Raw genomic sequence first — 23,013 nt, 5'->3', positions numbered from 1 at the left:
AATCATGCTGTGCTCCGCCGCACGGGGATCGCTGGCGGCCGGCACCCGTGACCCTGACGAGTAACACGATGGCTGATTTACCGATCAACGACCTTAACGTCGAATCCAACGAGACCCTGATCACGCCCGATCAGCTCAAGCGCGAAATCCCCCTGAGCGACGCTGCCCTGCAGACCGTCACCAAGGGCCGCGAAGTCATCCGTGAGATTCTCGACGGCACCGACCACCGCCTGTTCGTGGTCATCGGGCCGTGCTCGATCCATGACCTCAAGGCTGCCCACGAATACGCCGAGCGCCTGAAAGTGCTGGCGGCGGAAGTGTCCGACACCTTGTATCTGGTGATGCGCGTCTATTTCGAGAAACCGCGTACCACTGTCGGCTGGAAAGGTTTGATCAACGACCCGTACCTGGACGACTCGTTCAAGATCCAGGATGGCCTGCACATCGGTCGTCAATTGCTGCTGGACCTGGCGGAAATGGGCCTGCCGACGGCAACCGAAGCCCTGGACCCGATTTCCCCGCAGTACCTGCAAGACCTGATCAGCTGGTCGGCGATTGGTGCGCGCACCACTGAATCCCAGACCCACCGGGAAATGGCTTCCGGCCTGTCCTCGGCGGTCGGGTTCAAGAACGGCACCGATGGCGGCCTGACCGTGGCGATCAATGCCCTGCAGTCGGTCTCCAGCCCGCACCGTTTCCTGGGCATCAACCAGGAAGGTGGCGTGTCCATCGTGACCACCAAGGGCAATGCCTACGGTCACGTGGTGCTGCGTGGCGGCAACGGCAAGCCCAACTATGACTCGGTCAGCGTGGCCCTGTGCGAGCAGGCGCTGAACAAGGCGAAGATCAAGCCGAACATCATGGTCGATTGCAGCCACGCCAACTCCAACAAAGACCCGGCCCTGCAGCCGCTGGTGATGGAGAACGTGGCCAACCAGATTCTGGAAGGCAACCAGTCGATCATCGGCCTGATGGTCGAGAGCCACCTGAACTGGGGCTGCCAGGCGATTCCAAAGGACCTGGCCGACCTGCAATACGGTGTCTCGATCACCGATGCCTGCATCGACTGGTCTGCTACCGAGACCACCTTGCGCAGCATGCATGCCAAGCTCAAGGACGTCTTGCCCAAGCGCCAACGCGGCTGAGCAAAGACTGCGGACACAAAAACGCCGGGCTTAGCCCGGCGTTTTTTTTGATCGTTCCCTCGCTCTGCGCGGGAATGCCGCCTGGGACGCTCCGCGCCCCGCCTTACGCTACTCAGAGCTTCGCGGCATGGCGCTGGTGGCGCTCCATGTAGCGCTCCACGTAGGAGCAGGACGGGATTACCGTATAACCTGCCTCTTCGGCAAACTTCAACGCTTCCTCGGTGAGCGCGGCAGCAATGCCACGTCCTCGCAGCGCGTTGGGCACGAAGGTGCGATAGATATCCAGGGTCTGTTTCCCAAGGTCCATATAGGTCAGATAGGCACGATGACCGTCCACATTGGTCTCGAACTGATGACCAGCCTGGTCATGGTGGATGGACAACGCCTCGCTCATCACTACTCCTCGCGGGTCTTGGTTTCTGACCCCTACCTTACCGATGTTTTTCCGGCGAAGGAACATCTACGCCACCCGGTGCCGGTTTCGACAACGAGAAAAGCCGCCAGTGCCTTGCACTAGCGCTCACAACCAGCCCACGGAAATAGTAGGCACCAATCGCGTAATTGCTCAAGGCGCACTCGTCATCCTTCTGCGCTGGCGGACATAGAAAGGGCGATCGAGCATCCTTAGGTCGATGGCCTGAACATTGCCGGCAGTTGAAGCTTGAGACGAACACCCGCTCTTAAAGTCACCTCTACATGCACAAAAGATACCGAGGGGCGAAAAGACAATCTGAACAATAGTGTCGGGGACGATATATAAAATGACTTATGTTTACATGGCTTAACACATGCCAGCCGGCCCTTTCAGGCTGGATCCAATCCCCAGCAGAGTGCAAAAATCTGGATAATTTTTATACAGACTCTCAAAAGATTAGCCAAAATAGATTGGCCGCGAGAATTTTTTTTGCTTCTTGCGCTACGTCAGTTTACTTACTACAAGTAATGGGTAGTATGTACGCCGGCTATTAGCTCACTCTGAGAAAGTAGCCATTTAATAGAAAGTCCTTGAAGGGGAACACGATGAACAACGTTCTGAAATTCTCTGCTCTGGCTCTGGCCGCAGTTCTGGCTACCGGTTGCAGCAGCGTCTCCAAAGAAACCGAAGCTCGTCTGACTGCAACTGAAGACGCAGCAGCTCGCTCCCAGGCTCGTGCAGACGAAGCCTACCGTAAAGCTGATGAAGCTCTGGCTGCTGCTCAAAAAGCACAACAGACTGCTGACGAAGCTAACGAGCGCGCTCTGCGCATGCTTGAAAAAGCAAGCCGCAAGTAATAATCCTTCGGGGTTGTTATCAAGCCGATCCATTCTTGGATCGGCTTTTTTTTGCCTGGAATTTGGCTGACGTCCGGGCAATAAAAAACCCGCTACCGCGCAAGGCGATAACGGGTTATGGCGCCTGCAGACTTATTGCTGCAGATCGACCGGCGTGCTCGACACCATCGGTGCCCCGCCCGGCACACCGATTTCAGTCGGCAAACCGTCTTCGGCGGCAACAACATCACGCACCTGTATCCCAGTTGACCCGCAGGTTGCTGGACAGGTCTTCACGCTTGAGCAAGGCGTTGATCACCGCAGTGTGCTTGTCGACCACCGATGGAGTGCCGTCGTCGTTCAGCGGTGTATGGGCTTCCAGATACACCTTGCCACCGGCTGCGCCGAACTTGTACGCATCGTTGATGATCCGCACCGACGTGCCCACCGGCACCATGCTGGCCATTTCCAGCACGTTGTTGTTGAACATGCGGAAGCAGCCGTGGCTGGTGCGGGTGCCAATGCCGAACTTCATGTTGGAGCCGTGGATCAGGTAGCCCGGTGTGCCCAGGGTGAACTTGAACGGCCCCAGCGGGTTGTCCGGGCCGGCCGGCACCACGTTGGGCAACGGGTCGCCATTGGCGGCGTGCTCGGCCTTGATCGAGGCGGGCGGGGTCCAGGTCGGGTTCGGGATCTTGCCCGTGATGGTGGTGTGGGCCACCGGCGAGCCCCAGCCCTCACGGCCAATCCCCAACGGGAACGTGTACACCACGTTCTGGCCCTTGGGGTAGTAGTAGAGCCGGTATTCCGCCAGGTTGATCACGATGCCCTCACGCGGGCCCGGCGGCAGGATGAAGCGCGTCGGCAGCACAATCTCGGTACCCGCCCCCGGCAACCAGGCATCGACGCCCGGGTTGGCCGCGACCATCTCCGAATAACCCAGGTCGTAGGTCGTGCCCAGGTCGGCGAAGGTATCTTCGTACTTGGCCTTGATCACCTGGACCTGGCCAACGATATCTTCACCCGGTGGCGGCAAAGGCAACTGCAAGGCTGCAGCGGAACCGGCCGCGCAGAGCGCAGCAAGAGACAGGCAGCAGGTGACGACGGAGAGGCGCGACAACATCCGGGAATTCCTTCGCAGATCGACGGGTAGTAAAAAATGGATTGTACACGGCTGCCCGGCGGGCACCCATATTCAAAGTTCGAAGCGCAGCTCTGGCCAGATCGGCGGTGTGCCGCGCTTTTGCGACTCCAGGATCGCCCGGCACAAGGGGCACAAACGCTGATCCTGGAAGATCGAGCGATCCACCGACGACCAGCGTGGCTGAGCGGGCAATAACGTACCGCAGAGGGTACGGTCGATGGACCCGCCCAACTCCAATTGCCGCGTCACCAGATGCACCCGGACTTCCTGGCAGGCGAACAGATCCAGCTGCTCGTCAGGCTCGATCAGTTGGTAGGCAAACAGGGACCAGGCAGGACGCGACATCGGGGGCTCCAAATCGGGGGGGCGCCACCTTAGCCGAAAGACCGCTGCTAGAAAAGCGTCATAGCAGTGGTTTTAGCGTTGGCCAGACATTTTCCAGCAACTTGCCCTGCGCGCCAACTGCCGGGTGCAGTTGGTCAGCCTGCATCAGCTCTGGATGGCCGCCGATACCTTCCAGGAAAAACGGCACCAGCGGGACGTTTTTTTCCTTGGCCAGGGCCCCGTAAACCTCGGCAAACGCGGTGGTGTATTTAGGGCCGTAGTTGGGCGGCAACTGCATGCCCAACAACAGCACCTTGGCACCACTGGCCCTGGACTCGTCGATCATCGACGCAAGATTTTGTTTCAATTGCGCAGGTGGCTGCCCACGCAAGCCATCATTGCCCCCCAGCTCAATGATCACCAGGTCCGGCTTATGCTCTGCAAGCGCCGCCGGCAGCCGCGCCAGACCTCCGGCACTGGTGTCGCCGCTGATGGAGGCGTTGACCACTTTATCGTCGAAACCTTCGCTCTTGAGCCGTTGTCCCAACAACGCTACCCACCCTTTGCTGGTATCCAGCCCGAAACCGGCACTGATACTATCGCCAACGATCAGGACTGTACCCGCCGCTGCGTTCTGGGCCATGCACATCAAGGCCAGGCCAGCACTCAAAAACCACATTCGCATTGGATTCTCCATGGGCGCAAGCATTCTCACCGCGCGAAACCTTAGCAAAGTGGTTCCCAGCGCGGAAGGTGAACTGACTATCCTGCACGAACTGAGCCTGGAACTGAACAAGGGCGATAGCCTGGCTATCGTCGGCGCCTCCGGCTCCGGCAAATCCACCCTCCTCGGCCTGTTGGCCGGCCTCGACCTGCCCAGCAGCGGCGAAGTCACCCTCGCCGGGCAAGCCCTGAGTACCCTCGACGAAGATCAACGTGCGCGCATCCGTGCCGAGCACGTAGGGTTTGTGTTCCAGTCCTTCCAGTTGCTCGACAGCCTCAATGCGTTGGAAAACGTGATGCTGCCGCTGGAGCTGGACGGCCGCAAGGACGCCCGCGAACGCGCCAGACACCTGCTCGAGCGCGTCGGCCTGGGCCAGCGCCTGACCCATTCGCCGCGCCAGCTCTCGGGCGGCGAGCAGCAACGGGTGGCGATTGCCCGGGCGTTTGCCGCCGAACCGGACGTGCTGTTTGCCGATGAACCCACCGGCAACCTCGACAGCCACACCGGCGAGCGCATCAGCGACCTGCTGTTCGAACTCAACAAAGAGAGCGGCACGACCCTGGTGCTGGTGACCCATGACGAGCGCCTGGCCCACCGCTGCCGCCGCCTGATCCGTCTTGAAGCCGGCCTGATGGTCGCGCCCCTGGAGCCTTGATGGCACGTTTGCCGCTGTTACGCCTGTTCAGCCTTGCCCTTCGCCAGCTGCTGCGCGATGCCCGCGCCGGCGAACTGCGCGTGCTGTTCTTCGCCCTGCTGGTGGCTGTCGCCGCCAGCACCGCCATCGGTTACTTCGGGGCTCGCCTGAACGGCGCCATGATGTTGCGCGCCACGGAGTTCCTGGCGGCCGACCTGGTGCTGGAAGGCAGTTCACCCGCCCGTACCGAGCAAATCCAGAGCGGCACCGAACTGGGCCTGCAGCACGCCCGGGTCGTGGAGTTCTCCAGCGTGATTGCCACCGATAACGGCATCCAGCTGTCCAGCATCAAGGCGGTCAACGAGGAGTATCCGTTGCGCGGCGAGCTGAAGAGCGCCGCCGAGCCCTTCGGAGAGGAAACTCCCGGGGGTGGCCCCAAGCCCGGTGAAGCCTGGGTGGAAGCACGGCTGCTGACGGCACTGAACCTGAAAATCGGCGACAGCATCGACGTCGGCATGAAGACCCTGCGCCTGGCCCGCGTGCTGACCTACGAGCCGGACCGAGCCGGCAACTTCTATAGCCTGACGCCCAGGGTGATGATCAACCTGGCCGACCTCGATGCCACCGGCGTGGTGCAGCCCGGCAGCCGCGTCAGTTATCGCGACCTCTGGCGCGCGCCCCAGGGCGGCACTGTGCTGCAAACCTATCGCGACCTGGTCAAGCCCGGCCTGGCGGCCAACCAGCGACTGCAGGATGCGCGCGACGGTAACCAGCAGATCGGTGGCGCCCTGGGCAAAGCCGAGCGTTACTTGAACATGGCCAGCCTGGTGGCGGTGCTGCTCTCCGGCGTGGCGGTAGCGCTCTCGGCGAACCGCTTCGCCAGCCGGCGCTTTGATGCCAGTGCCTTGCTGCGCTGCCTCGGTTTATCGCGGCGCGAGACCATGCTGCTGTTCAGCCTGCAACTGACCGTACTGGGGCTGCTGGCCAGCCTGACCGGCGCCCTGCTCGGCTGGCTGGCGCAGTTGGGCCTGTTTGCGCTGTTGCATGACCTGTTGCCAGCGGACGTTCCGCCCGGTGGGTTGCTGCCAGCCATCGCCGGGATCGGCACCGGGCTGGTGGCCCTCGCCGGTTTCGCCCTGCCGCCACTCGCCGCGCTGGGACGCGTGCCACCGTTGCGGGTACTGCGGCGCGACCTGCTGCCCATCCCTTCCAGCACGTGGATGGTTTACGGCGCCGCGTTGTTCGCCCTGGGCCTGATCATGTGGCGCCTGAGTCTCGACCTGGTGCTGACGTTCGCCCTGCTGGGTGGCGGAGTGATTGCCGCGCTGGTTCTCGGCGGCCTGCTCCTGCTGCTGTTGCAGAGCCTGCGACGCCTGCTGGCCCGGGCCTCCCTGCCCTGGCGCCTGGGGCTCGGCCAGTTGCTGCGTCATCCACTGGCCGCGGCGGGCCAGTCCCTGGCGTTCGGGCTGATCCTGTTGTCCATGGGCTTGATTGCATTGTTGCGTGGCGAATTGCTCGACACCTGGCAAAACCAGTTGCCCAAGGACGCGCCCAACTATTTCGCCCTGAACATCCTGCCCGCCGACAAAGACACCTTCGGCGCACGCCTGCTGGAACTGCAGGCGCAGTCTGCCCCGTTGTATCCGGTGGTGCCGGGGCGACTGATCAGCATCAATGGCGCGCCGGTGCAGGAGATCGTCAGCAAGGACTCGAGCGGCGACCGTGCGGTACAGCGGGACTTGAGCCTGACCTGGGCCGCCGACCTGCCACCTGGCAACACGCTGACGGCGGGCTCCTGGTGGACAGCGCAGCCGACCGACGAAATCCCCGGCGTCTCGGTGGAGGCGAAGGTCGCTGATAGCCTGAAACTCAAGCTCAACGATCATCTGGTGTTCACCGTCGGCGGGGAAAACCGTGAAGCCCGGGTCACCAGCCTGCGGGAAATCAACTGGGACAACTTCCAGCCCAACTTCTTCATGATCTTCCAGCCCGGCACCTTGAAGGACCTGCCGGCCACCTACCTCACCAGCTTCTACCTGGCGCCCGGCCACGACCAGCAGATCGTCGACCTGTCCCGGGCCTTCCCGGCAGTGACCATCCTGCAAGTGGAGGCACTGCTCGAACAACTGCGCAGCATTCTGGCCCAGGTCACCCTGGCGGTAGAGTACGTGCTGTTGTTCGTGCTGGCAGCGGGGATGGCGGTCTTGTTCTCCGGGCTCCAGGCAACCCTCGATGAGCGGATTCGCCAAGGTGCCCTGCTACGGGCGCTGGGGGCGGAACGCAAGTTGCTGGTCAAGGCCCGGCGTATCGAGTTTGGCCTGCTGGGTGCGGTCAGCGGCCTGCTGGCGGCGCTGGGCACGGAACTGGTGACGCTGGTGCTGTATCGCTATGCGTTCGACCTGGCCTGGCACCCGCACCCATTGCTGTTGCTGCTGCCGGTGATCGGCGCGGTGCTGATCGGCGGGGCCGGCGTATTCGGCACCCGCCGCGCGCTGAATGCCAGCCCGTTGACGGTGCTGCGCGAGGGCTGAAAACGCAGATGGCCCGCGCTCTTCAACGCGCGCGGGCCATCCGGTGTTACTTCACATATTCGATAGCGGTGATCCACCAGCACACTCCGCCGGTTGGGGTCTGCACCAGCGCCTCGTCATCCACTTCCTTGCGCAGCAGTGCGCGAGCCATGGGTGAGTCGATGGAGATGTAGTCCATACGCTCATAAATCTCATCGTAACCCACGATGCGAAAACGCTTGGTCTCGCCCTGTTCGTTTTCAATCTCCACCCAGGCGCCGAAAAACACCTTGCCTTCCTGCTCGGGCATGTACTCAACCACGCGCATGTCTTCCAGGCGCTTGCGCAAATAGCGCACCCTGCGGTCAATTTCCCGCAGCAGCTTCTTGTTGTACTGGTAGTCGGCGTTTTCGCTCCGGTCCCCCAGGGAAGCGGCCCACGTCACTTTACGGGTGGTGTCAGGACGCTTTTCTCGCCACAGGTAATCAAGCTCCTTTTTCAGGGCTTCATGACCTTCTTTGGTAATCAGCTTGGTGCTCAAAAGCTCTACATCCCCTGGAAGTTTCCATTTTTCAGACCCGCTGCCGCATCAGGTGCAACGCATTCAACGCCCAATGCCGGCTGTGGGGGTTGATGATAAATGAACACAGGAAAGTAGCCAGACCCGCCGACGCATTCCGGTGCCGGGACCGGCACAGTGTCAGTCTGCATCCGACTGAAGCAGGCGGCTTTCAGGCTGGCTGCGTCCAGTCTCATTCAGCCACGCAAGAGACTCATCCAGGGTTTGCAGTGCAACCCTCAGGTTGTCCCGCAGGACAGGCAACTGAAACAGTGCGGCCGCCAGCTGCTGCTCCTTGTGACAAACGTCCAGGTCACGGTTGTGCAACTGGGTTTCCTGGCTCTCCAGATAGCGCATACGCTCGTCGATTCGACGCTGCTCCGCCCGGTTTAACGCCGAGCCGTCAGCCAGTTCTTCCTCACGAGTGGCCAGCGTGCGCGCCAACAACTCCAGGGACGCTTCTTTTTCGGCAACCCTCTCGGCACTCCGTTGGCTCCCCTGCTCGATGTCTGCCTTTTCCTGACGCAGTTCCAGGCGTAACTGCTCAAGCGCTTCCTCCTGCCTGAGCACGGTGAGCTTTTGCTGCGTCAACTCCTGCGCCACTCGGGCAAGATTGGCCAGCGTATCGTCCACTTCAAACAACGAAGCCGACTCTGGCCGGGCAGGTTCAGGTTGGCGGGCTGCCAGCGCCTGCGGTGGAGCGGCGACCACAGGTACCTCGGCAAGTGCTGGCGGTGGCAACTCAACGAGTGGCTCGGCTATTTCAAACACCTCCATGGTTGCCTGGGGCGCCGGTTCGGACACGGGTGGCGCAGGCTCCGAGTGTTCCGCCGCCCTTGGAGGAGAAACCATCCTTGAGGAGAAACGAATCGACGGCACGATCAATGAACTGCTTTCGATGGCGGGCAAACCGGGCGCCGAAGTGCCCAGGGTGATCACCTTCATCACCAGGGATTTCTTGATCGTCAGCGAGTGATGATCTTCGGGCCTGGCGGGGGCAGCTTGCAACCTTTCAGATCGACGAAATGATAGGGAATCGGCGTCTCGCCGGTGCTCGCGGACTTTGCCCCGGGTGCAGCGGCAAGCGTCAGAATTTGCTTGAAGACTTGGGTCGCTGTTTGCAGATCCTCCTTGGAATCTATCGCCCCCAGAAAGTACCGTTCGGACTTTTTACGCAAAGCCGCAATATACACCCGTGAACTACCGGGCTCCGTCTCTTCATCCAGACTATAGGCAAGGAAGTTCGAAGCAATCTGAGCCACTGCAAAACCACACAGCAGGGCACCGTTGACCGGCGCATCATGCCCGGACTGTTCAAGAACAAGGGTACGTAGTAGCAGCATGATGATCAGGCTCCATTAAACACTGGCGGACTTCGAATACGCGCCAAATAAAAGACGACAGTAATTGAAGCATTAAAAACATAACAATTGTTTCAGCGAGCTATCGCTTGGCACGTAGGACTTATCTTATTCAGGCGTTTCAGCGTTTCCAACACAGCCCATTGAACGTACCATTTTTTAACAGTACGACACTGGACCGCGCCAATCATAAAGTTTTCAAGTTTTGACTTTTCGAACATCCACAACCTGCTGCTCAAGCAGGTTAATCGGGGCATCGATCTAATCGCGCCTTGCCATATCCTTTCAGTAGAAAAGCATAATGATCGAGATAACGAGCCTGACAAAAAAGATGGGCGCAAAAAGCATCATTCATAATATTTCGTTCAACGCCCAACCCCAGGAATGCCTGGGACTATTTGGAAGTGATGGCGCGGGAAAAACAACCATCATCAAAATGATTTCAGGCTCGATCGCCCCCTCTTCAGGCCATATAAAAATATTTGGTAATGATATAGCCCACAACCCACTCCAGGCGAAGAAGATGACGGGCTACCAGCCAGAATCATTACTGAGCCACAACGCAATGAGCGTGAAAGGTTTTCTTGAGTTTATCGCTGGAGTACGCGGATTCCATGGCGCGCAAAAGCGCAAAATGATTGACCGGGCGGTCGCACGGCTGGAGCTTTGGCGGATACTCAAATGCCCGATCGAAACCCTCCCGCCAGGCTTGAAACGCAAGGTCGCCATCGCCCAGGCAATCTTGCATGACCCCAGCCTGCTGTTACTCGATGAGCCAACGGAAGGCCTGAGCGCCGACCAAAAACACAAAGTCAGACTGCTCATCAAGTCGTTGAACGACGAAATGACGATCATTGTCGCGTCCCGGACTCCTGAAGAGCTGACCCGCATCTGTAACAGGGCATTGGTAATCGCCGACGGTCGCCTGGTGGCAGACACCTCCTTGCCCGAACTGCAGCGCAGTTCCCGTCATCACCAGGCGGTCACCCTTGCCGCAGACATGCCGCTGGACCTGCTCGCCCTGGCGGTATTACCCGGGGTCGCCGGCATCGAGCAAGACCGCGAGACCCCCGGCACAGTGACCGTGCTCGCCATACCGGGGCAAACCATTTACCCCCACATCAACGCACTGATCACCCACCGCCGCTGGAAAATCAACGCCCTGAACCTGGAGCCCGGGCGTTTGGACGACGTGGTCCACCATATGAGCCAGGAGGCATCGAATTGAAACGTCTACCGGTCATATTCAAGCGCCAACTTGCCAGTTACTTCTCAGCCCCCGTCACTTATCTGAGCACGGCAGCGTTCGTGACAGCCGCCACTGCATTTGGCTTCCATACAAGCCAGCTATTGGAGCAAAGCAGTGTCGACCTGCACGGTTTTTTCCAACTGCACCCCTGGCTTTATTTACTGTTGACTCCTGTGCTTGCCACCCAACTTTGGGCGGACGAGCACAATACGGGGCCCATGGACTTTCTAAAGAGTCTGCCGGTCACTGGCTTCGAAATGGTTGCCGGTAAATTTCTGGCAGCCTGGGTTGTTTCCGGTGTTGCCTTGATGCTGACTTTCCCCTTGGTTATCACCGTCAACTACTTGGGAAATCCGGACAATACCGTTATCGCCTCCCACTACCTGGCAAGTTGGCTATTAGCCGGAAGTTATCTGTCGGTGGGCTGTTTTATTTGCACACTGACCCATCACCGGGCAGTTATATTTACAGTAACCCTGTGCTTGCTGCTGGCCGCCAGCGGGTTGTCATCGATTCTTGATGCCATTGAACACCAAGCCCCCATCTGGCTTGTTGACCGGATTATCTCCCTGAGCCCATCGACGCGTTTTGATGCCATTGACCAGGGTGTTCTGGCTCTTCAGGACAGTTTGTACTTTATCAGCATGATCGTAACCTTTCTCGCTGCAACGATCATCGCCCTGAATGTCAGAAACGGTTGAGAAGGACAAATGACGATGAGAACGCCAGTAAGCGCCAGCCTCACAATTCTCACCCTATTTTTACTCTTTCTTGCATTTAACCTGGTGTGGGCACATAAGCTTCCGAATATACGGCTGGATTTTTCAGAACAAAAAATTCATACACTCTCCTCACCAGTACAGGCACTACTCACCTCACTGGAACAGCCAGTTGACCTGTACTTTTTCAACTCCAGCAAACATCCGCAAAGAATCAACCCGCTGGAAAGTTACAGCAAACGTGTGGAGTTACTGCTCAGGGAGTATGAAAAAATCGCAAAGGGCAACATCAACCTTCACCTTATCGACCCCACCCCTTTTTCAGAGGATGAGTACAAGGCCAGGTTACTGGGACTTGACGACCAACAAGGGTTCTTCGGCCTCGTCGCAAGCAGCGCCGGTAATGGGCCACACAGCATCGAGTCATTCAGCCCGGACCGGGAATCACTGCTGGAATATGAAATCAGCCATCTGATTCATAAGGCGATTCACCCCGAGCACCCCGTCATAGGCCTGATATCCCGGCTGCCAATGGAGGGTGAGCGGGACGAGCGCAACGGCGTGAATACGCCTGCCTGGCAGCTGCTTCAAGAGATGCGCCGCCAATTCAGGCTCGTCACGCTGGAGCCAGGTATCGAGAAGATTCCCGAACACGTCAAAACCTTGATGGTGGTTCACCCCGGCAAACTGCCTGATCAAACCTTGTACGCAATCGATCAGTTTGTGCTGGGCGCAGGCAAATTGATGATGTTTATCGACCCGCTTACCGGCCTGGACGCCAGCCTCACAAGCCCGGAAAACCCCAGGCTGGAAGCGTTGCTGAGCGCTTGGGGCATCCAGATGTCGACGAACAAGGTACTCGCCGATCGCAACTATGCCACCTCAGTGATCATGACCACCGGGCAGTCAGCGGTGCGCCACCCCGCTGCGCTGACCCTGCCCCGCCAGGCGATGGCACAGGACGACATCAGCACCTGGAAACTGCGCAGCGTGAATGTCTTGAGCAGTGGCGCGCTGGCTCCCGCCAAAAAAAGCCGCATGACCTTTACTCCACTGCTCCAAAGCTCCGGGCAAGCGGCGCTGTTTGATGCCGAGCGCTTCGCCCTGCCTGCACCATTTGACTCGCTGACCAGGGAGGCAACCGCGCGCGGCCAGCAACAGGTGATTGCCGCCCGCGTCGAGGGGCCTGCCTATTCCGCCTTTCCTGAGGGGATCAACGGGCGTGACGCCAGCGTGCAGAAGTCTGCGTACATCCACGTCGTGGTGGTCGCCGACACCGACCTGCTCAGCGACCGAGTGGCAGGAATGGGCCCAGGCAACCGCACGATGAGCGGAGCGTCGTCCGATAACGCGATGTTTGTCTTGAACACCCTGGATAACCTGGCGGCGCCCGATGCCCTGATGAACGTTCGCCCCCGCGCAGGCGGCGGTCGATCATTACAAGTGCTGCAGGCAATGCGCGAAGACGCTGCACAGGCCTACCGGGAAAAATCCGCCGAACTGGTGCAACGCCTGGAACGAACGGAAAAGGAATGGCAATTACTGAACCCCCGCACCCTTTCGCCAGGAGTCCAGGCGATCACCTCCAACGTACTGCTGCAGGCACTCAACAAGGAACGCTTGCGAGTGCCCATGGAAATTCACGCGCTGAAGGTTCAGGCATACACACAGGTTCATGCCCTGGAGCGCAAGATTAAGTTGCTCAATATCCTGCCCGTACCGCTGATACTGTGCCTGATTGCGTGGGGTATGTTCCTGGTTCGTCGCCGTCGCCAGCACCTGCCTTCAGCGGCGTTTTACTGAGGGTTCAACGCCGGGCGATCAGCCCTTGCCGGGCAATACGGGTCAGCTGGCGTATCACTTCGCCCGCATCACTCGCACTCGGCGCTTGAATCACGGCCAGGTCAAAGCTGTTGGATGCAAAGCGCGCGAGGGAGTCGCCGTCTTCGACAAACTGGATCAGAAACGCCGAAGGCCGCCCCGTGCGGCGAGGCCAGCCGTCCAGATAGCGCAGCAGCGTCGGCTGGTGCTTGCCGCCAAGAAGGATTTTCGGATTGCGTTGGGTAAGGTCCGCGGTGATCGGGGCCAGGCGTATGAGGGGGCGTAGTGCATTCATCGTGTCGTGTCTCTGCCTCAAAAGTCTGCGGGCAGGTGAGAGGCAACACCGAACCAGCGCTTTAGCGGAATTTCGAAACCGGCCCATGGGCTCTGGCTTCTGTCGGGACTGTGATCAGTCACCGGTGGCGCCCCGCAATTAGCTGTTTAAATCGGCGCATGGGCAACATCCTAGAGAAGCCGCTAGGGCGGTGTCAAGAATCCCTGGCAACGAAAAGGCCCGCACGGGGCGGGCCTTTAAAGGGAATTTCGCGGGATCAGTGAGTGATGGCGCGGTCGGCAGACAGTTTGCCTGCACCTTCCAGCAACACCGCCAGCGTACCACCCAGCAGCGCCAGGGCGAACTCATAACCGTTGTTGGCCATGAACAAACCGTTATGGATATGCACCGAGAAAATCGCCACCAGGGAAATGATCGTCAGGCCCAACGCCGCAGGCCGTGCCAGCAAACCGATGATCAGCGCCAGCCCGGCGAAAAACTCGGTACCGCCGGACAACACGGCCATCAAGGTACCCGGCGCCAGGCCGATACTTTCCATCCATTGGGCCGTGCCCGCCAGGCCGCCACCGCCAAACCAGCCAAAGAGTTTCTGCGAACCGTGAGCGGCGAAGATGATTCCGACAAAAATTCGCAGAACGGTCAGGCCGTAGCCGGCACGGGTGGAGAGGATGCGGGTGATCAATGGGCTCATGCTGATAATCCTTTTCAATGCAGGGGTTGGTTGGCCGCTATATTAATCAGTTTAAACAATGATAAAAGCCGATAAATTGCCTAATTAACATCGAAAAAATAGATCACTTACGCGAGGCAATTTTCGCTGCCGGTGGCTCAAGGGACTCGCGCTCCCGATCAAACGCCAGGTAATACTTGTTCACGCTATTAACATAGCTGACGCCGCCCATTCCCACTTGCTCCATGGCAATGCGCTCGACCTGAAAAAACCATTGATTCGGGTTGAGACCCCGGCGCCGGGCTTCGGCGCGCATTCCCTGAACCCGCTCGGGGCCCATGTTGTAGGCCGCCAGGACGAAGGCCATGCGCTCGCGCTCATTGAGTTTGGGGCTTGAGAAAAACTTGCGCCGGATCATCGCCAGGTACCGCGCGCCCGCTTGCACGTTGCTGTCCAGGTTCTCGATGTTATTGACCCCGACCCGTTGCGCCGCCGACGGGGTGATCTGCATCAGGCCGGTGGGGCCGCCACTGCTGCGAGCGCCGGGGTCGAGGGCCGACTCCTTGAAGGCCAACGCGGCCAGGTTCAGCCAGTCCATGCCTTGCTCCCGGGCATGCTTTTGCAGCACCGGGCGCAGTTTTTCCAGGCGCTGGCGGTCGGCCCGGGCCAGTGGATAACGTACTTGATAGAGACGGCGGTAGATGCGCTGGAAGGCCACATCCTGGTCGGACGGGGTGCGGTAGGTCTTGAGGAAACGGTCGATACTGGCCCGCAGCATCGAGGCATCCTGGCGTACGAACCAATACTCTTCGCCCGGCTCGCTGATGGTTACTTGCCGGTCAAAACGCAGCTTGGGCAGGATCTTCGCCCAGCGCTCGGCAATCGGTCGCTCGACGATGGTCAGGTGGAAAATCCCGGCCTGGACCATCTCCAGCACGTCCTCCACCGCCAGGCTGGGGTCTACCCACTCCACCTTCACCGGCGGCAACTTGTGCAGCGCCAGTTTCTGGTTGACCTGATTGATCGCATCCGACGCGGCGCTGCCGGTGGTCAGCGCCAGCGTGCGCCCGGACAGTTGCTCCAGTTTGGTAAACCGTCGCTCGCCCTTGAGCCCCACCAGCCACAACGGCACGTCGCTCGCAATCGGGTCGCTGGTGGCAATCTTGTGCGCCGCCTTCACATCGAGCAATTCGCCGGGCGCTACCAGGTCGCCCTCGCCGCGGGCCAACGCGCCGATCAACTGATCCTTGGCCTTGGGAATAATCTTGAGGTTGATTTCCTCTCCGTCACGGGCGTGACCGTTGAGGTACTGCTCGAAAGCGCGCAGGCGATGGTATTCAACACCGATGGCCTGGCCCTGGACTTCGCCGGAACTGTTGCGACTCTGGTTGACCAACACCCGCAGGGTGCGGCTGCTGCGGATTTCCGCGAGGTCGCGGACCTTGCCGGGTTTGGTCACTTCCAGCGGCCCGTCCAGACGCGCAACCGCCGCCATGGGCAGCAGTAACGTCAGGCACAACACAAGCAACGCCGAGGGTCGGATCATCCGCTCTCCGGAAGAAAGAATACTGCCCATTGCTTCGCGAAAAACGAGGCGTTGGGGGACAGAAACAGAGCGCCATGAGCGCAGGCTTTGGGCACAAGGGTTGCACGGCAGATGGCGACAAACCAAACACGGTGTTACTTGCGACTTTCAAAGACAGCTTTAACTCGTTGTAGTTCTTGGCTTTTCTTATAAATCTACAGCTCTGATATGCTTTCCGACCGCAGGCGGAGGTAGCACCATGCAACTCATTGATATCGGCGTCAACCTGACCAACCCAAGTTTCGACGAAAAGCACCAGGCCGTTCTCGAACGTGCCTACGCCGCCGGGGTGAGCCAATTGGTGCTCACCGGTACCAGTGTCGACGGCAGCGAACAGGCCCTGGAGCTGTGCCAGCAGTTGGACGAAAGCGGGCAACGCCTGTTCGCCACTGCCGGTATCCACCCCCACTCCGCCAGTGACTGGAATGCCGAAAGCGCCAGGCGCCTGCGCGGTTTGCTCAAGGAAAGCCGTGTTCGTGCGGTGGGTGAATGCGGGCTGGACTTCAACCGGGACTTCTCGCCGCGCCCCCAGCAGGAAAAAGTCCTCGAAGAGCATCTGGCCCTGGCCGTGGAGCTGAAACTCCCGGTATTCCTCCACGAGCGCGACGCCAACCAGCGCCTGCTGGAAATCCTGCGGGACTATCGCGATCACCTGTCCGCCGCCGTGGTGCACTGCTTCACCGGCGAGCAGCGCGCATTGTTCAGCTACCTCGACCTGGACCTGCATATCGGCATCACCGGCTGGATCTGCGACGAGCGTCGCGGGACGCACCTGCATCCGCTGGTCAGGGAAATTCCCCGGGGCCGTCTGATGCTGGAAAGCGACGCGCCCTACCTGCTGCCACGAACCCTGCGGCCCAAACCGAAAAACGGTCGCAACGAGCCGGCCTATTTGCCGGAGGTCCTGCGGGAAGTGGCCTTGCACCGCGAAGAGACCGTGGAAGACCTCGCGCAACACACTACCGCTTGCGCCCGCGCGTTTTTTGGATTGCCTGTGCCGGATTGACGCGGCGCATTGACCCATATCAAAACCTGTTGACTCGATAGCGGCACAATAATGGCACCTTGCCAATGCTGTTTCCGCTATCAGAGAAAACCTTCCATGGGTGCCTGGCTTAGCAACATCTCACTGAAGTACAAATTCTGGGCCGTCAACGCGGTCGCGTTCATCACCACCCTGTTGCTGGTGTTGTACGCCGTGCAGCTCGAACAGCAGGCCCGCAGCCACGCCTCCCAGGCGTCGGCGCAAGCCCAGGCGCACTTGCTCGGTGCCTGGCCTGCCGGCCAGCCACTGCCCAAGGGCGAGCACTGGCTGACATTTGCCAAGGGCAAACTCCCACAGCTGGGCGACCAGGATCTGTCAGCCCTCGACTCGGCCAACGGCTGGGTGGATATCAACCCCATGCCACTGTTCGGCGAAAACCCGCTGATGGGCGCCGAGGTGATCGCCCGCGCCGACGGCCAACACGTCGCCGTGCTGGCCTACGCCCCCAGCCTGAGCCAGGTGTTCGAAGAACGTTTCGCCAACTACGCGGTGGCGGTCATGATCCTGATGCTGGCGATGCTTGGCGCCTCACAGTTGCTGATCCGTTTTCTGCTGAGCCAGCTCAACACCTTGAAAGACGTGATGCTGCACGTCGAGAAAACCGGCGACCTCTCGGCCCGCGTGCCCCTGGCCTGCAAGGACGAGGTCGGGCAGATGGCCAGTGCCTTTAACGCGATGCAGGCGGGTTATCAACGGGTGGTCAACACCGTCGCGCGCACCGCCAAGCAACTGGACGACGGCGCCGCACGCCTGGCCAGCAGCATGAACGAGGTGCAGCACGGCATGCTCGGCCAGCAAAGCGAAACCGACCAGGCCGCCACCGCAATCAACGAGATGACCGCCACCGTCTACCACATCGCCCAGCACGCCGGCGCTACCCGCGACCTGTCCCAGACGGCCGACACCCTCGCCGGCAGCGGCCAGGAAGTGGTCAGCCGGGTACAGCGCTCGATTGCCGGGCTGTCCACCGGCGTGCAGCAGACCGCTGAAATGATCCAGAAACTGGCCGAGGACAGCCAGAAAATCAACGGGGTGGTCGGGGTGATTCACAGCATCGCCGAGCAGACCAACCTGCTGGCCCTGAACGCCGCCATCGAAGCCGCCCGCGCCGGCGAAATGGGCCGGGGCTTTGCCGTGGTCGCTGATGAGGTGCGCAACCTGGCCAAGCGCGTGCAAAGCTCCACCGATGAAATCACGCGCATGGTTTCGGCCCTGCAAGCCGGCACCCGGGACGCGGTGGACTTCATGCAGGAAAGCTCGTTCAAGGCCGACGACTGTGTGCAACAGGCTCAGGAAGCCGGGATTGCCCTCGCCGAAATCACCGGCGCCGTGGCGCAAATGCGCGAGAGCAACACGCAGATTGCCGTCGCCGCCGAACAACAAAGCCATGTGGCCGAGGAAATGAATCGGGCAGTGGTGAGCATTCGAGACGTCACCGAGAACACCGTGCAACAGACTGTGGACTCGGCGACCACCAGCAATGAGCTGGCAACCCTGGCCGGGGAGCTGAGCAAGGCCATCGGCCAGTTGAAGCTGTAAACCTTAAAGGGACGGCTATGGCCCCCATAGCCATCCTTGATTCGCCGCCCCACCCTGCCCGGCCTACACTCTGTTCAAGATGTTTCAACGGACAGAGGAATCACGATCATGGGCAAACGTCATCCAAATCTCCCCGCCTGGCAATGGCGCACCCACCCGCAAAATCATCAGCATGGGACCAATCAAGTGTTGCAACTGCTGGCGCTGCCCCTGCTGGTGATCGGCTTCCTGTTGATGGTGTCCGGGGTGTTCAGCGAGAACCCGGCAAGTGTGGCTATTGGCGTTGTCGGCATTGTGGCGGCACTGGCATTGCAGCACCACGGTCGTCGCCTGGAGGCCCGCGCCAGCGACGCCTCCCATGACCAACACCTGCTGGTCTGAAGCCTCAGGCGAACACCACCACCGACTGACGGCTGATAGCAATCAACTGGCCGTCGGGGCTCCACAGCTGCGCAGCGGCATGCCCGTAGCCGTCGCGGGCATGTTCGATATGGACCAGGTACTGGCACCAGTCCAGGGTGCTGAGGGTCTGCAGCGGCTGCACGAATTCGATGGTCCAGGTCAGGGTGCTGCCCGCAGCCGGTTGGGTCAGGTGCGGTAACACCGACGGGGGCCACGCATCCACCAGCGCCAGGATATGCGCTTCGGTCAGCGGCTCCTCCTTCACATCGCCACGCAAGCGCACCCAGCCGCCCATCTCACGGGATTTATTGCCGGTGAACGGCAGGCCGCCCACACTCCAGCGCATCGCCAGGTGCCGCATGAACTCCGGTGTCACCCCTTTGATGTAAGGCAACTCCTGGCACTCATCCCAGTGTTTGAAGGTGGGCGCCGGGTCGGCTTCAACATCGATCTGCGATGGCCGCGAGGCGCCAAAACTGGCCTGCACCAGGGTCATCACTTCACCGTTCTGCACCACACGCCCCAGCAGTTGGCTGACAGCCTTGCCTTCGCGCAGCACTTCGACTTCGTAGCTTGCCGAAACATCCGGCGCCACCGGGCCGACAAAGGTAATCGCCAGCGAACGCAACGGGCGATCTGCCGGAACCTGTGCACGCAGGGCTTCGTATTGCAACGCCACCACCAGGCCGCCAAAGGTGGCACGACCCTGGGCCCATTCGGCAGGGATCGAAACGTTCAGGGGATGGTTGCGGGCAGCGTCGAGCAAATCACTAAAGCGCATGGCGATCTCAACTTGAAAAAAGGATTGAGGGATCTTAACCACCCGGCCTGCGCCGTACAGCACCTATTCCAGCCAAAAAGCCGGACAGATAGGCCGCGGACTCAAGCGAAGCAGTCAGCGCTCAGCTTATCCAGCACACGATCCGCCTGCCCTTCGGCCTTGGCCATGGTGCGGTGCCAGCCGGGCACGCACGGCTGCAAATCGGGCTCGTGCCCGGCTTGCGCCAGCCATTGCCAGCAATCGTGCCAATCGCCGAGGGCGCCTTGAGCGGCCTTGAGACGGGACACGGCTTTGGGGGCAGCTTGTCCAGCTCGGGATAAGCCTCGGCCGCATAACGCACGCGCTTGATCAACAGGCGCAGGCGATGACGGTCATGGTTCGGGTCGTGGAGTGCCTCGCCGAGCCGTTTCCATTGCTTGGCCAGGCGTTTTTCAATGCGCGCGCGCAGGCCCTTGAGCAGCTTCTGCCGTTGGGAGGCGCGGATAAAGCGGGGGAATGCCTCGAGGATCAACAGCAGTTGCGCCAGCTCCGGCCCTTGTGCGACCGAGCGGTAGGTGGCCGCCTGCTGCCGGGTGCGCCGGTCAGCCGCTTCGTGATAGCCGTGCTGATGGAGGTATGCGGCCAGCACTTCACGGTCGCGAAAGGGTGTAGTCCGTTGGCCGACGGCGCTGGCGGCCTGTTCGAGTTGCTCGACACCGGGCAACCCGCGCAATGGCCGCAACAGGCTGCGCAAGCGCCGCACGGTGGTGCGCAGGTCATGCAGGGCCTCGTCGTCCGTGACGGCGGCGAGGCGCGCCTGGCAGTTCAGCAACCCTACTTCCAGGCCAATGACCTGAGCGACCAACTGATCTACCAACCCTGCCATGCGCTTCCCCTGTTAACTGACTAGCGTGGCGCCTGGCAATACAAACGCCACGTACAACCCTAACGATTACCGCTCCCTGACACCCTGACCGGGATCAACGCCCTGCACGAGACTCACGAATATAGAAGCGGGCTTTTTCGGCCTTGTTCGAGCAGCCTTCGAAGGCTTCGAACTGCTGCTGGGTCTTGGCGCCAGTCAGCAATGAAAGGGCCTTGGAATAACTCACGGTGCCGGCAAAGCCTTCGGCCTTGGCCAGGTCCAGTTCGTGCCACGCAGCGTCCAGTTGCGTGCCGCAGCTGTCGCGATAAGCAGTTTTCCCGGCACAACCGGCCAGGGCCAACACGATCACAGGCACACACATCCAGGCTTTCATCAAATGACACCTCAAGAAAAGAAAAAACAGTCACAGGTGTAGACGTTGCCTACACCGAAAAGTGCCTTATCCGACTGCCTGAATCCGCAGTGCCGATTGCCAGAGCATACCCGAGCAGAGTAGCCCGATCGCGAAAATAATCGGTTGCAGCACTGATGATTGAAGCGCGCCCCTTGATGGGTGCATTGTGGTCACCTGTTTTGCAAAGGATCAGGTCATGAAGAAACGTGTTGCATTGGTGCTGGGCTCCGGCGGCGCCCGGGGCTACGCCCATATCGGCGTGATCGAGGAAATTGAAAAGCGCGGCTACGACATCGCCTGCATCGCGGGCTGCTCCATGGGGGCAGTGGTCGGCGGAATCTATGCCGCGGGCAAGCTGGACGAGTATCGAAACTGGATCGAAAGCCTCGATTACCTGGACGTGCTGCGCCTGGTCGACGTGAGTTTTCGCCTGGGGGCGATCCGTGGCGAAAAGGTCTTTGGGCAGATCCGCAAGATCGTCGGCGAGATCAATATCGAAGACCTGCGCATTCCCTACACCGCCGTGGCGACCGACCTGACCAACCAGCAGGAAATCTGGTTCCAGGAAGGCTGCCTGCACCAGGCCATGCGCGCCTCGGCAGCGATTCCCAGCCTGTTTACCCCGGTGATGCAGGGCAACCGCATGCTGGTGGACGGCGGCCTCTTGAACCCTTTGCCGATCGTGCCGGTGGTGTCGAGCCACTGCGACCTGATCATTGCGGTCAACCTCAACTCCACCAACCAGAAGCACTACACGCTGCCGGTGATCCAGCGCCCGCCGGCGTTCAGGAGCCGCTTCGACAACCTGGTGCGCTCACTGGGTTCGCACTTGCCGTTTCGCCGCAAGCAGGCCGAGCAGTTGTTAATGCTGGAGCAAGAAGCGCTGTTGGCCCAGGCTGCCGATATCAACCCGTGGCTGGAGTCTGCCGAACCCGAGGCGCAGCAGCCGGCGGCCGCACCGGAAAAGGCCGGCGCGCCGAAGTCGGCGACCGGTTCGTTCATCATCGATAACGTGGGGCCGGCGTCGCTGCTGGATTTGATCAACCAGAGTTTTGAGGTGATGCAGACGTCGCTGGCACAGTACAAGATTGCCGGGTACCCGCCGGATATCCTGATCAACGTGCCGAAGCGGGTTTGTCGGTTTTTCGAGTTTTACAAGGCACCGGAGTTGATCGCACTGGGGCGGGAGATTGCCAGCGATACACTGGACCGGTATGAGAGTGAGCAACACTGACGCTTTATGAGCAGTGCTTTTGTGGCGAGGGAGCTTGCTCCCTCGCCACAGGTTGAGCTAACGCTTCAGGCTTCGGTGTTCAATAGCCGATACCCAACGCCGGCCTCAGTCACGATAAACCGTGGCTGAGTCGGATCATCTGCCAGCTTCTGGCGCAGGTGCCCCACCACAATCCGCAGGTAATGGCTGTCCTCGGTATGGGTCGGGCCCCAGATATCCTTGAGCAGTTGCTGCTGGGTAATCACCCGCCCGGGATGCCGCGCCAGCTGCGCGAGCACCGCGTATTCCTTGCGGGTCAGCGCCACTTCGACACCGTCCAGCAGCACCCGGCGATAAGCCAGGTCTACCGTCAACGGGCCAAAGCGCAACGCCGCTTCCTGGGCCTCCCCCGCCGGCGCCTGGCGCAGCAACGCGCGCACCCGCGCGAGAAACTCCTGGATGCCAAACGGCTTGGTCACATAGTCATTGGCGCCGTTGTCCAGCGCCTCGACTTTTTGCACTTCACTGGCACGCACCGACAACACCAGCACCGGTACCGCGGACCACTCACGAAACTCACGCAGCACCTGCTGGCCGTCCATGTCCGGCAGGCCGAGGTCGAGCACCAGCAGGTCCGGTTTACTCAAGGCGGCCTGGGCCAGGCCTTCGTTGCCGGTGCCGGCCTCGATCACTTTGTAGCCCTGGGAGGCCAGGCTGATACGCAAGAATTTGCGGATCTGCGGTTCGTCGTCAATGACCAAAATCGTCGCAGTCTGGCTCATG

At 60.4% G+C, this 23,013-nt stretch carries 20 protein-coding genes and 4 pseudogenes; 11 read left to right on the top strand and 13 right to left on the bottom strand.

The window, feature by feature from the left end; translation table 11 throughout:
* Positions 1-68: 68 nt before the first annotated feature.
* Positions 69-1,145 carry a 3-deoxy-7-phosphoheptulonate synthase gene (locus tag JFV30_RS05875; RefSeq protein WP_003218719.1) on the top strand — a complete coding sequence of 359 codons (1,077 nt, stop codon included), beginning with the start codon at positions 69-71 and terminating at the stop codon, positions 1,143-1,145.
* Between the two features lie 112 nt (positions 1,146-1,257).
* On the opposite strand, the gene JFV30_RS05870 is transcribed toward JFV30_RS05875, so the two are convergent.
* The gene (locus JFV30_RS05870) at positions 1,258-1,539 is read right to left on the bottom strand and encodes a GNAT family N-acetyltransferase (RefSeq protein ID WP_003189869.1); all 282 of its coding nucleotides are present in this window, start codon (positions 1,537-1,539) and stop codon (positions 1,258-1,260) included.
* A gap of 626 nt (positions 1,540-2,165) precedes the next feature.
* Between JFV30_RS05870 and oprI the strand changes: the two genes are divergently transcribed.
* Positions 2,166-2,417, top strand: coding sequence for an outer membrane lipoprotei OprI (gene oprI / locus JFV30_RS05865; protein WP_003172710.1), 252 nt, complete (start codon positions 2,166-2,168; stop codon positions 2,415-2,417).
* 132 nt (positions 2,418-2,549) lie between these two features.
* Here the strand turns inward: oprI and JFV30_RS05860 are convergent.
* From JFV30_RS05860 to JFV30_RS05850, 3 genes and pseudogenes are all read right to left on the bottom strand, one after another.
* Positions 2,550-3,519 (bottom strand): annotated as a pseudogene (locus JFV30_RS05860) (L,D-transpeptidase family protein).
* A gap of 72 nt (positions 3,520-3,591) precedes the next feature.
* Positions 3,592-3,885, bottom strand: a complete 294-nt coding sequence (locus tag JFV30_RS05855; RefSeq protein WP_003218723.1) for a hypothetical protein — start codon at positions 3,883-3,885, stop codon at positions 3,592-3,594.
* Positions 3,886-3,943: 58 nt separating this feature from the next.
* On the bottom strand, positions 3,944-4,549 hold the full coding sequence (locus tag JFV30_RS05850; protein ID WP_201122449.1) for an arylesterase: 606 nt from the start codon (positions 4,547-4,549) through the stop codon (positions 3,944-3,946).
* Positions 4,550-4,559: 10 nt separating this feature from the next.
* Between JFV30_RS05850 and JFV30_RS05845 the strand changes: the two genes are divergently transcribed.
* Together JFV30_RS05845 and JFV30_RS05840 are read left to right on the top strand one after the other, a co-directional pair.
* A complete protein-coding gene (locus tag JFV30_RS05845) occupies positions 4,560-5,243 on the top strand; it encodes an ABC transporter ATP-binding protein (protein ID WP_010176179.1) in 684 nt (227 codons plus the stop codon).
* Positions 5,243-7,753 (top strand): ABC transporter permease, encoded by a 2,511-nt coding sequence (locus JFV30_RS05840; protein WP_201122447.1) that lies wholly within the window; start codon positions 5,243-5,245, stop codon positions 7,751-7,753. Before JFV30_RS05845 ends, JFV30_RS05840 begins: the two co-directional genes overlap by 1 nt.
* Positions 7,754-7,799: 46 nt before the next feature.
* On the opposite strand, the gene greB is transcribed toward JFV30_RS05840, so the two are convergent.
* Positions 7,800-8,273 carry a transcription elongation factor GreB gene (gene greB / locus JFV30_RS05835; RefSeq protein ID WP_201122445.1) on the bottom strand — a complete coding sequence of 158 codons (474 nt, stop codon included), beginning with the start codon at positions 8,271-8,273 and terminating at the stop codon, positions 7,800-7,802.
* A 444-nt stretch (positions 8,274-8,717) separates the two neighbouring features.
* A pseudogene (locus JFV30_RS05830) lies at positions 8,718-9,634 on the bottom strand (hypothetical protein); the annotation flags it as partial.
* A 319-nt stretch (positions 9,635-9,953) separates the two neighbouring features.
* Here JFV30_RS05830 and JFV30_RS05825 point away from each other — a divergent pair.
* From JFV30_RS05825 to JFV30_RS05815, 3 genes are read left to right on the top strand one after another with little or no spacing between them, the layout of a single operon-like run.
* Positions 9,954-10,880: an ABC transporter ATP-binding protein gene (locus JFV30_RS05825; RefSeq protein WP_201122442.1), complete on the top strand. Its 927-nt coding sequence runs from the start codon at positions 9,954-9,956 to the stop codon at positions 10,878-10,880.
* On the top strand, positions 10,877-11,602 hold the full coding sequence (locus tag JFV30_RS05820; RefSeq protein ID WP_201122441.1) for an ABC transporter permease: 726 nt from the start codon (positions 10,877-10,879) through the stop codon (positions 11,600-11,602). Before JFV30_RS05825 ends, JFV30_RS05820 begins: the two co-directional genes overlap by 4 nt.
* Positions 11,603-11,617: 15 nt before the next feature.
* On the top strand, positions 11,618-13,423 hold the full coding sequence (locus JFV30_RS05815) for a Gldg family protein (RefSeq protein WP_201122439.1): 1,806 nt from the start codon (positions 11,618-11,620) through the stop codon (positions 13,421-13,423).
* Between the two features lie 4 nt (positions 13,424-13,427).
* On the opposite strand, the gene JFV30_RS05810 is transcribed toward JFV30_RS05815, so the two are convergent.
* From JFV30_RS05810 to JFV30_RS05800, 3 genes are all read right to left on the bottom strand, one after another.
* On the bottom strand, positions 13,428-13,736 hold the full coding sequence (locus JFV30_RS05810) for a hypothetical protein (protein ID WP_003218736.1): 309 nt from the start codon (positions 13,734-13,736) through the stop codon (positions 13,428-13,430).
* A gap of 256 nt (positions 13,737-13,992) precedes the next feature.
* On the bottom strand, positions 13,993-14,427 hold the full coding sequence (locus JFV30_RS05805; RefSeq protein ID WP_010176187.1) for a DoxX family protein: 435 nt from the start codon (positions 14,425-14,427) through the stop codon (positions 13,993-13,995).
* A gap of 103 nt (positions 14,428-14,530) precedes the next feature.
* Positions 14,531-15,952, bottom strand: a complete 1,422-nt coding sequence (locus tag JFV30_RS05800; RefSeq protein ID WP_201122437.1) for a transglycosylase SLT domain-containing protein — start codon at positions 15,950-15,952, stop codon at positions 14,531-14,533.
* Between the two features lie 238 nt (positions 15,953-16,190).
* Between JFV30_RS05800 and JFV30_RS05795 the strand changes: the two genes are divergently transcribed.
* From JFV30_RS05795 to JFV30_RS05785, 3 genes and pseudogenes are all read left to right on the top strand, one after another.
* Positions 16,191-16,997, top strand: a complete 807-nt coding sequence (locus tag JFV30_RS05795; RefSeq protein ID WP_201122435.1) for a TatD family hydrolase — start codon at positions 16,191-16,193, stop codon at positions 16,995-16,997.
* Between the two features lie 96 nt (positions 16,998-17,093).
* Complete coding sequence (locus tag JFV30_RS05790) at positions 17,094-18,575, top strand: methyl-accepting chemotaxis protein (protein WP_201122434.1); 1,482 nt, start codon at positions 17,094-17,096, stop codon at positions 18,573-18,575.
* A 108-nt stretch (positions 18,576-18,683) separates the two neighbouring features.
* A pseudogene (locus JFV30_RS05785) lies at positions 18,684-18,941 on the top strand (terminase); the annotation flags it as partial.
* Between the two features lie 19 nt (positions 18,942-18,960).
* Here the strand turns inward: JFV30_RS05785 and JFV30_RS05780 are convergent.
* From JFV30_RS05780 to JFV30_RS05770, 3 genes and pseudogenes are all read right to left on the bottom strand, one after another.
* The gene (locus JFV30_RS05780; RefSeq protein WP_201122432.1) at positions 18,961-19,758 is read right to left on the bottom strand and encodes an acyl-CoA thioesterase; all 798 of its coding nucleotides are present in this window, start codon (positions 19,756-19,758) and stop codon (positions 18,961-18,963) included.
* 101 nt (positions 19,759-19,859) lie between these two features.
* Positions 19,860-20,623: pseudogene (locus JFV30_RS05775) on the bottom strand (CHAD domain-containing protein).
* Between the two features lie 94 nt (positions 20,624-20,717).
* Positions 20,718-20,996: a hypothetical protein gene (locus JFV30_RS05770; RefSeq protein WP_010176194.1), complete on the bottom strand. Its 279-nt coding sequence runs from the start codon at positions 20,994-20,996 to the stop codon at positions 20,718-20,720.
* A gap of 217 nt (positions 20,997-21,213) precedes the next feature.
* Here JFV30_RS05770 and JFV30_RS05765 point away from each other — a divergent pair, with 217 nt between their 5' ends.
* Complete coding sequence (locus JFV30_RS05765; RefSeq protein ID WP_010176195.1) at positions 21,214-22,251, top strand: patatin-like phospholipase family protein; 1,038 nt, start codon at positions 21,214-21,216, stop codon at positions 22,249-22,251.
* Between the two features lie 65 nt (positions 22,252-22,316).
* On the opposite strand, the gene JFV30_RS05760 is transcribed toward JFV30_RS05765, so the two are convergent.
* Complete coding sequence (locus JFV30_RS05760; protein WP_201122430.1) at positions 22,317-23,012, bottom strand: response regulator; 696 nt, start codon at positions 23,010-23,012, stop codon at positions 22,317-22,319.
* Between the last annotated feature and the right edge of the window lies 1 nt (position 23,013).

Origin of the sequence: Pseudomonas sp. TH32 (assembly GCF_016650855.1) — a bacterium.
Lineage (GTDB): Bacteria > Pseudomonadota > Gammaproteobacteria > Pseudomonadales > Pseudomonadaceae > Aquipseudomonas.
Note: the sequence above shows the minus strand (reverse complement) of the source record. Positions and strands in the feature narration are given on the sequence as shown.

Bases quoted from the DNA above. Each gene is read 5' to 3' on its own strand.
- JFV30_RS05780 (WP_201122432.1), bottom strand. From the start codon at position 19,758: ATGCGCTTTAGTGATTTGCTCGACGCTGCCCGCAACCATCCCCTGAAC.
- JFV30_RS05800 (WP_201122437.1), bottom strand. From the start codon at position 15,952: ATGATCCGACCCTCGGCGTTGCTTGTGTTGTGCCTGACGTTACTGCTG.
- JFV30_RS05805 (WP_010176187.1), bottom strand. From the start codon at position 14,427: ATGAGCCCATTGATCACCCGCATCCTCTCCACCCGTGCCGGCTACGGC.
- JFV30_RS05765 (WP_010176195.1), top strand. From the start codon at position 21,214: ATGAAGAAACGTGTTGCATTGGTGCTGGGCTCCGGCGGCGCCCGGGGC.
- JFV30_RS05790 (WP_201122434.1), top strand. From the start codon at position 17,094: ATGGGTGCCTGGCTTAGCAACATCTCACTGAAGTACAAATTCTGGGCC.
- JFV30_RS05870 (WP_003189869.1), bottom strand. From the start codon at position 1,539: ATGAGCGAGGCGTTGTCCATCCACCATGACCAGGCTGGTCATCAGTTC.
- JFV30_RS05855 (WP_003218723.1), bottom strand. From the start codon at position 3,885: ATGTCGCGTCCTGCCTGGTCCCTGTTTGCCTACCAACTGATCGAGCCT.
- JFV30_RS05840 (WP_201122447.1), top strand. From the start codon at position 5,243: ATGGCACGTTTGCCGCTGTTACGCCTGTTCAGCCTTGCCCTTCGCCAG.
- JFV30_RS05850 (WP_201122449.1), bottom strand. From the start codon at position 4,549: ATGCGAATGTGGTTTTTGAGTGCTGGCCTGGCCTTGATGTGCATGGCC.
- JFV30_RS05760 (WP_201122430.1), bottom strand. From the start codon at position 23,012: ATGAGCCAGACTGCGACGATTTTGGTCATTGACGACGAACCGCAGATC.
- JFV30_RS05795 (WP_201122435.1), top strand. From the start codon at position 16,191: ATGCAACTCATTGATATCGGCGTCAACCTGACCAACCCAAGTTTCGAC.
- JFV30_RS05770 (WP_010176194.1), bottom strand. From the start codon at position 20,996: ATGAAAGCCTGGATGTGTGTGCCTGTGATCGTGTTGGCCCTGGCCGGT.
- JFV30_RS05810 (WP_003218736.1), bottom strand. From the start codon at position 13,736: ATGAATGCACTACGCCCCCTCATACGCCTGGCCCCGATCACCGCGGAC.
- JFV30_RS05845 (WP_010176179.1), top strand. From the start codon at position 4,560: ATGGGCGCAAGCATTCTCACCGCGCGAAACCTTAGCAAAGTGGTTCCC.
- JFV30_RS05875 (WP_003218719.1), top strand. From the start codon at position 69: ATGGCTGATTTACCGATCAACGACCTTAACGTCGAATCCAACGAGACC.
- JFV30_RS05825 (WP_201122442.1), top strand. From the start codon at position 9,954: ATGATCGAGATAACGAGCCTGACAAAAAAGATGGGCGCAAAAAGCATC.
- oprI (WP_003172710.1), top strand. From the start codon at position 2,166: ATGAACAACGTTCTGAAATTCTCTGCTCTGGCTCTGGCCGCAGTTCTG.
- JFV30_RS05815 (WP_201122439.1), top strand. From the start codon at position 11,618: ATGAGAACGCCAGTAAGCGCCAGCCTCACAATTCTCACCCTATTTTTA.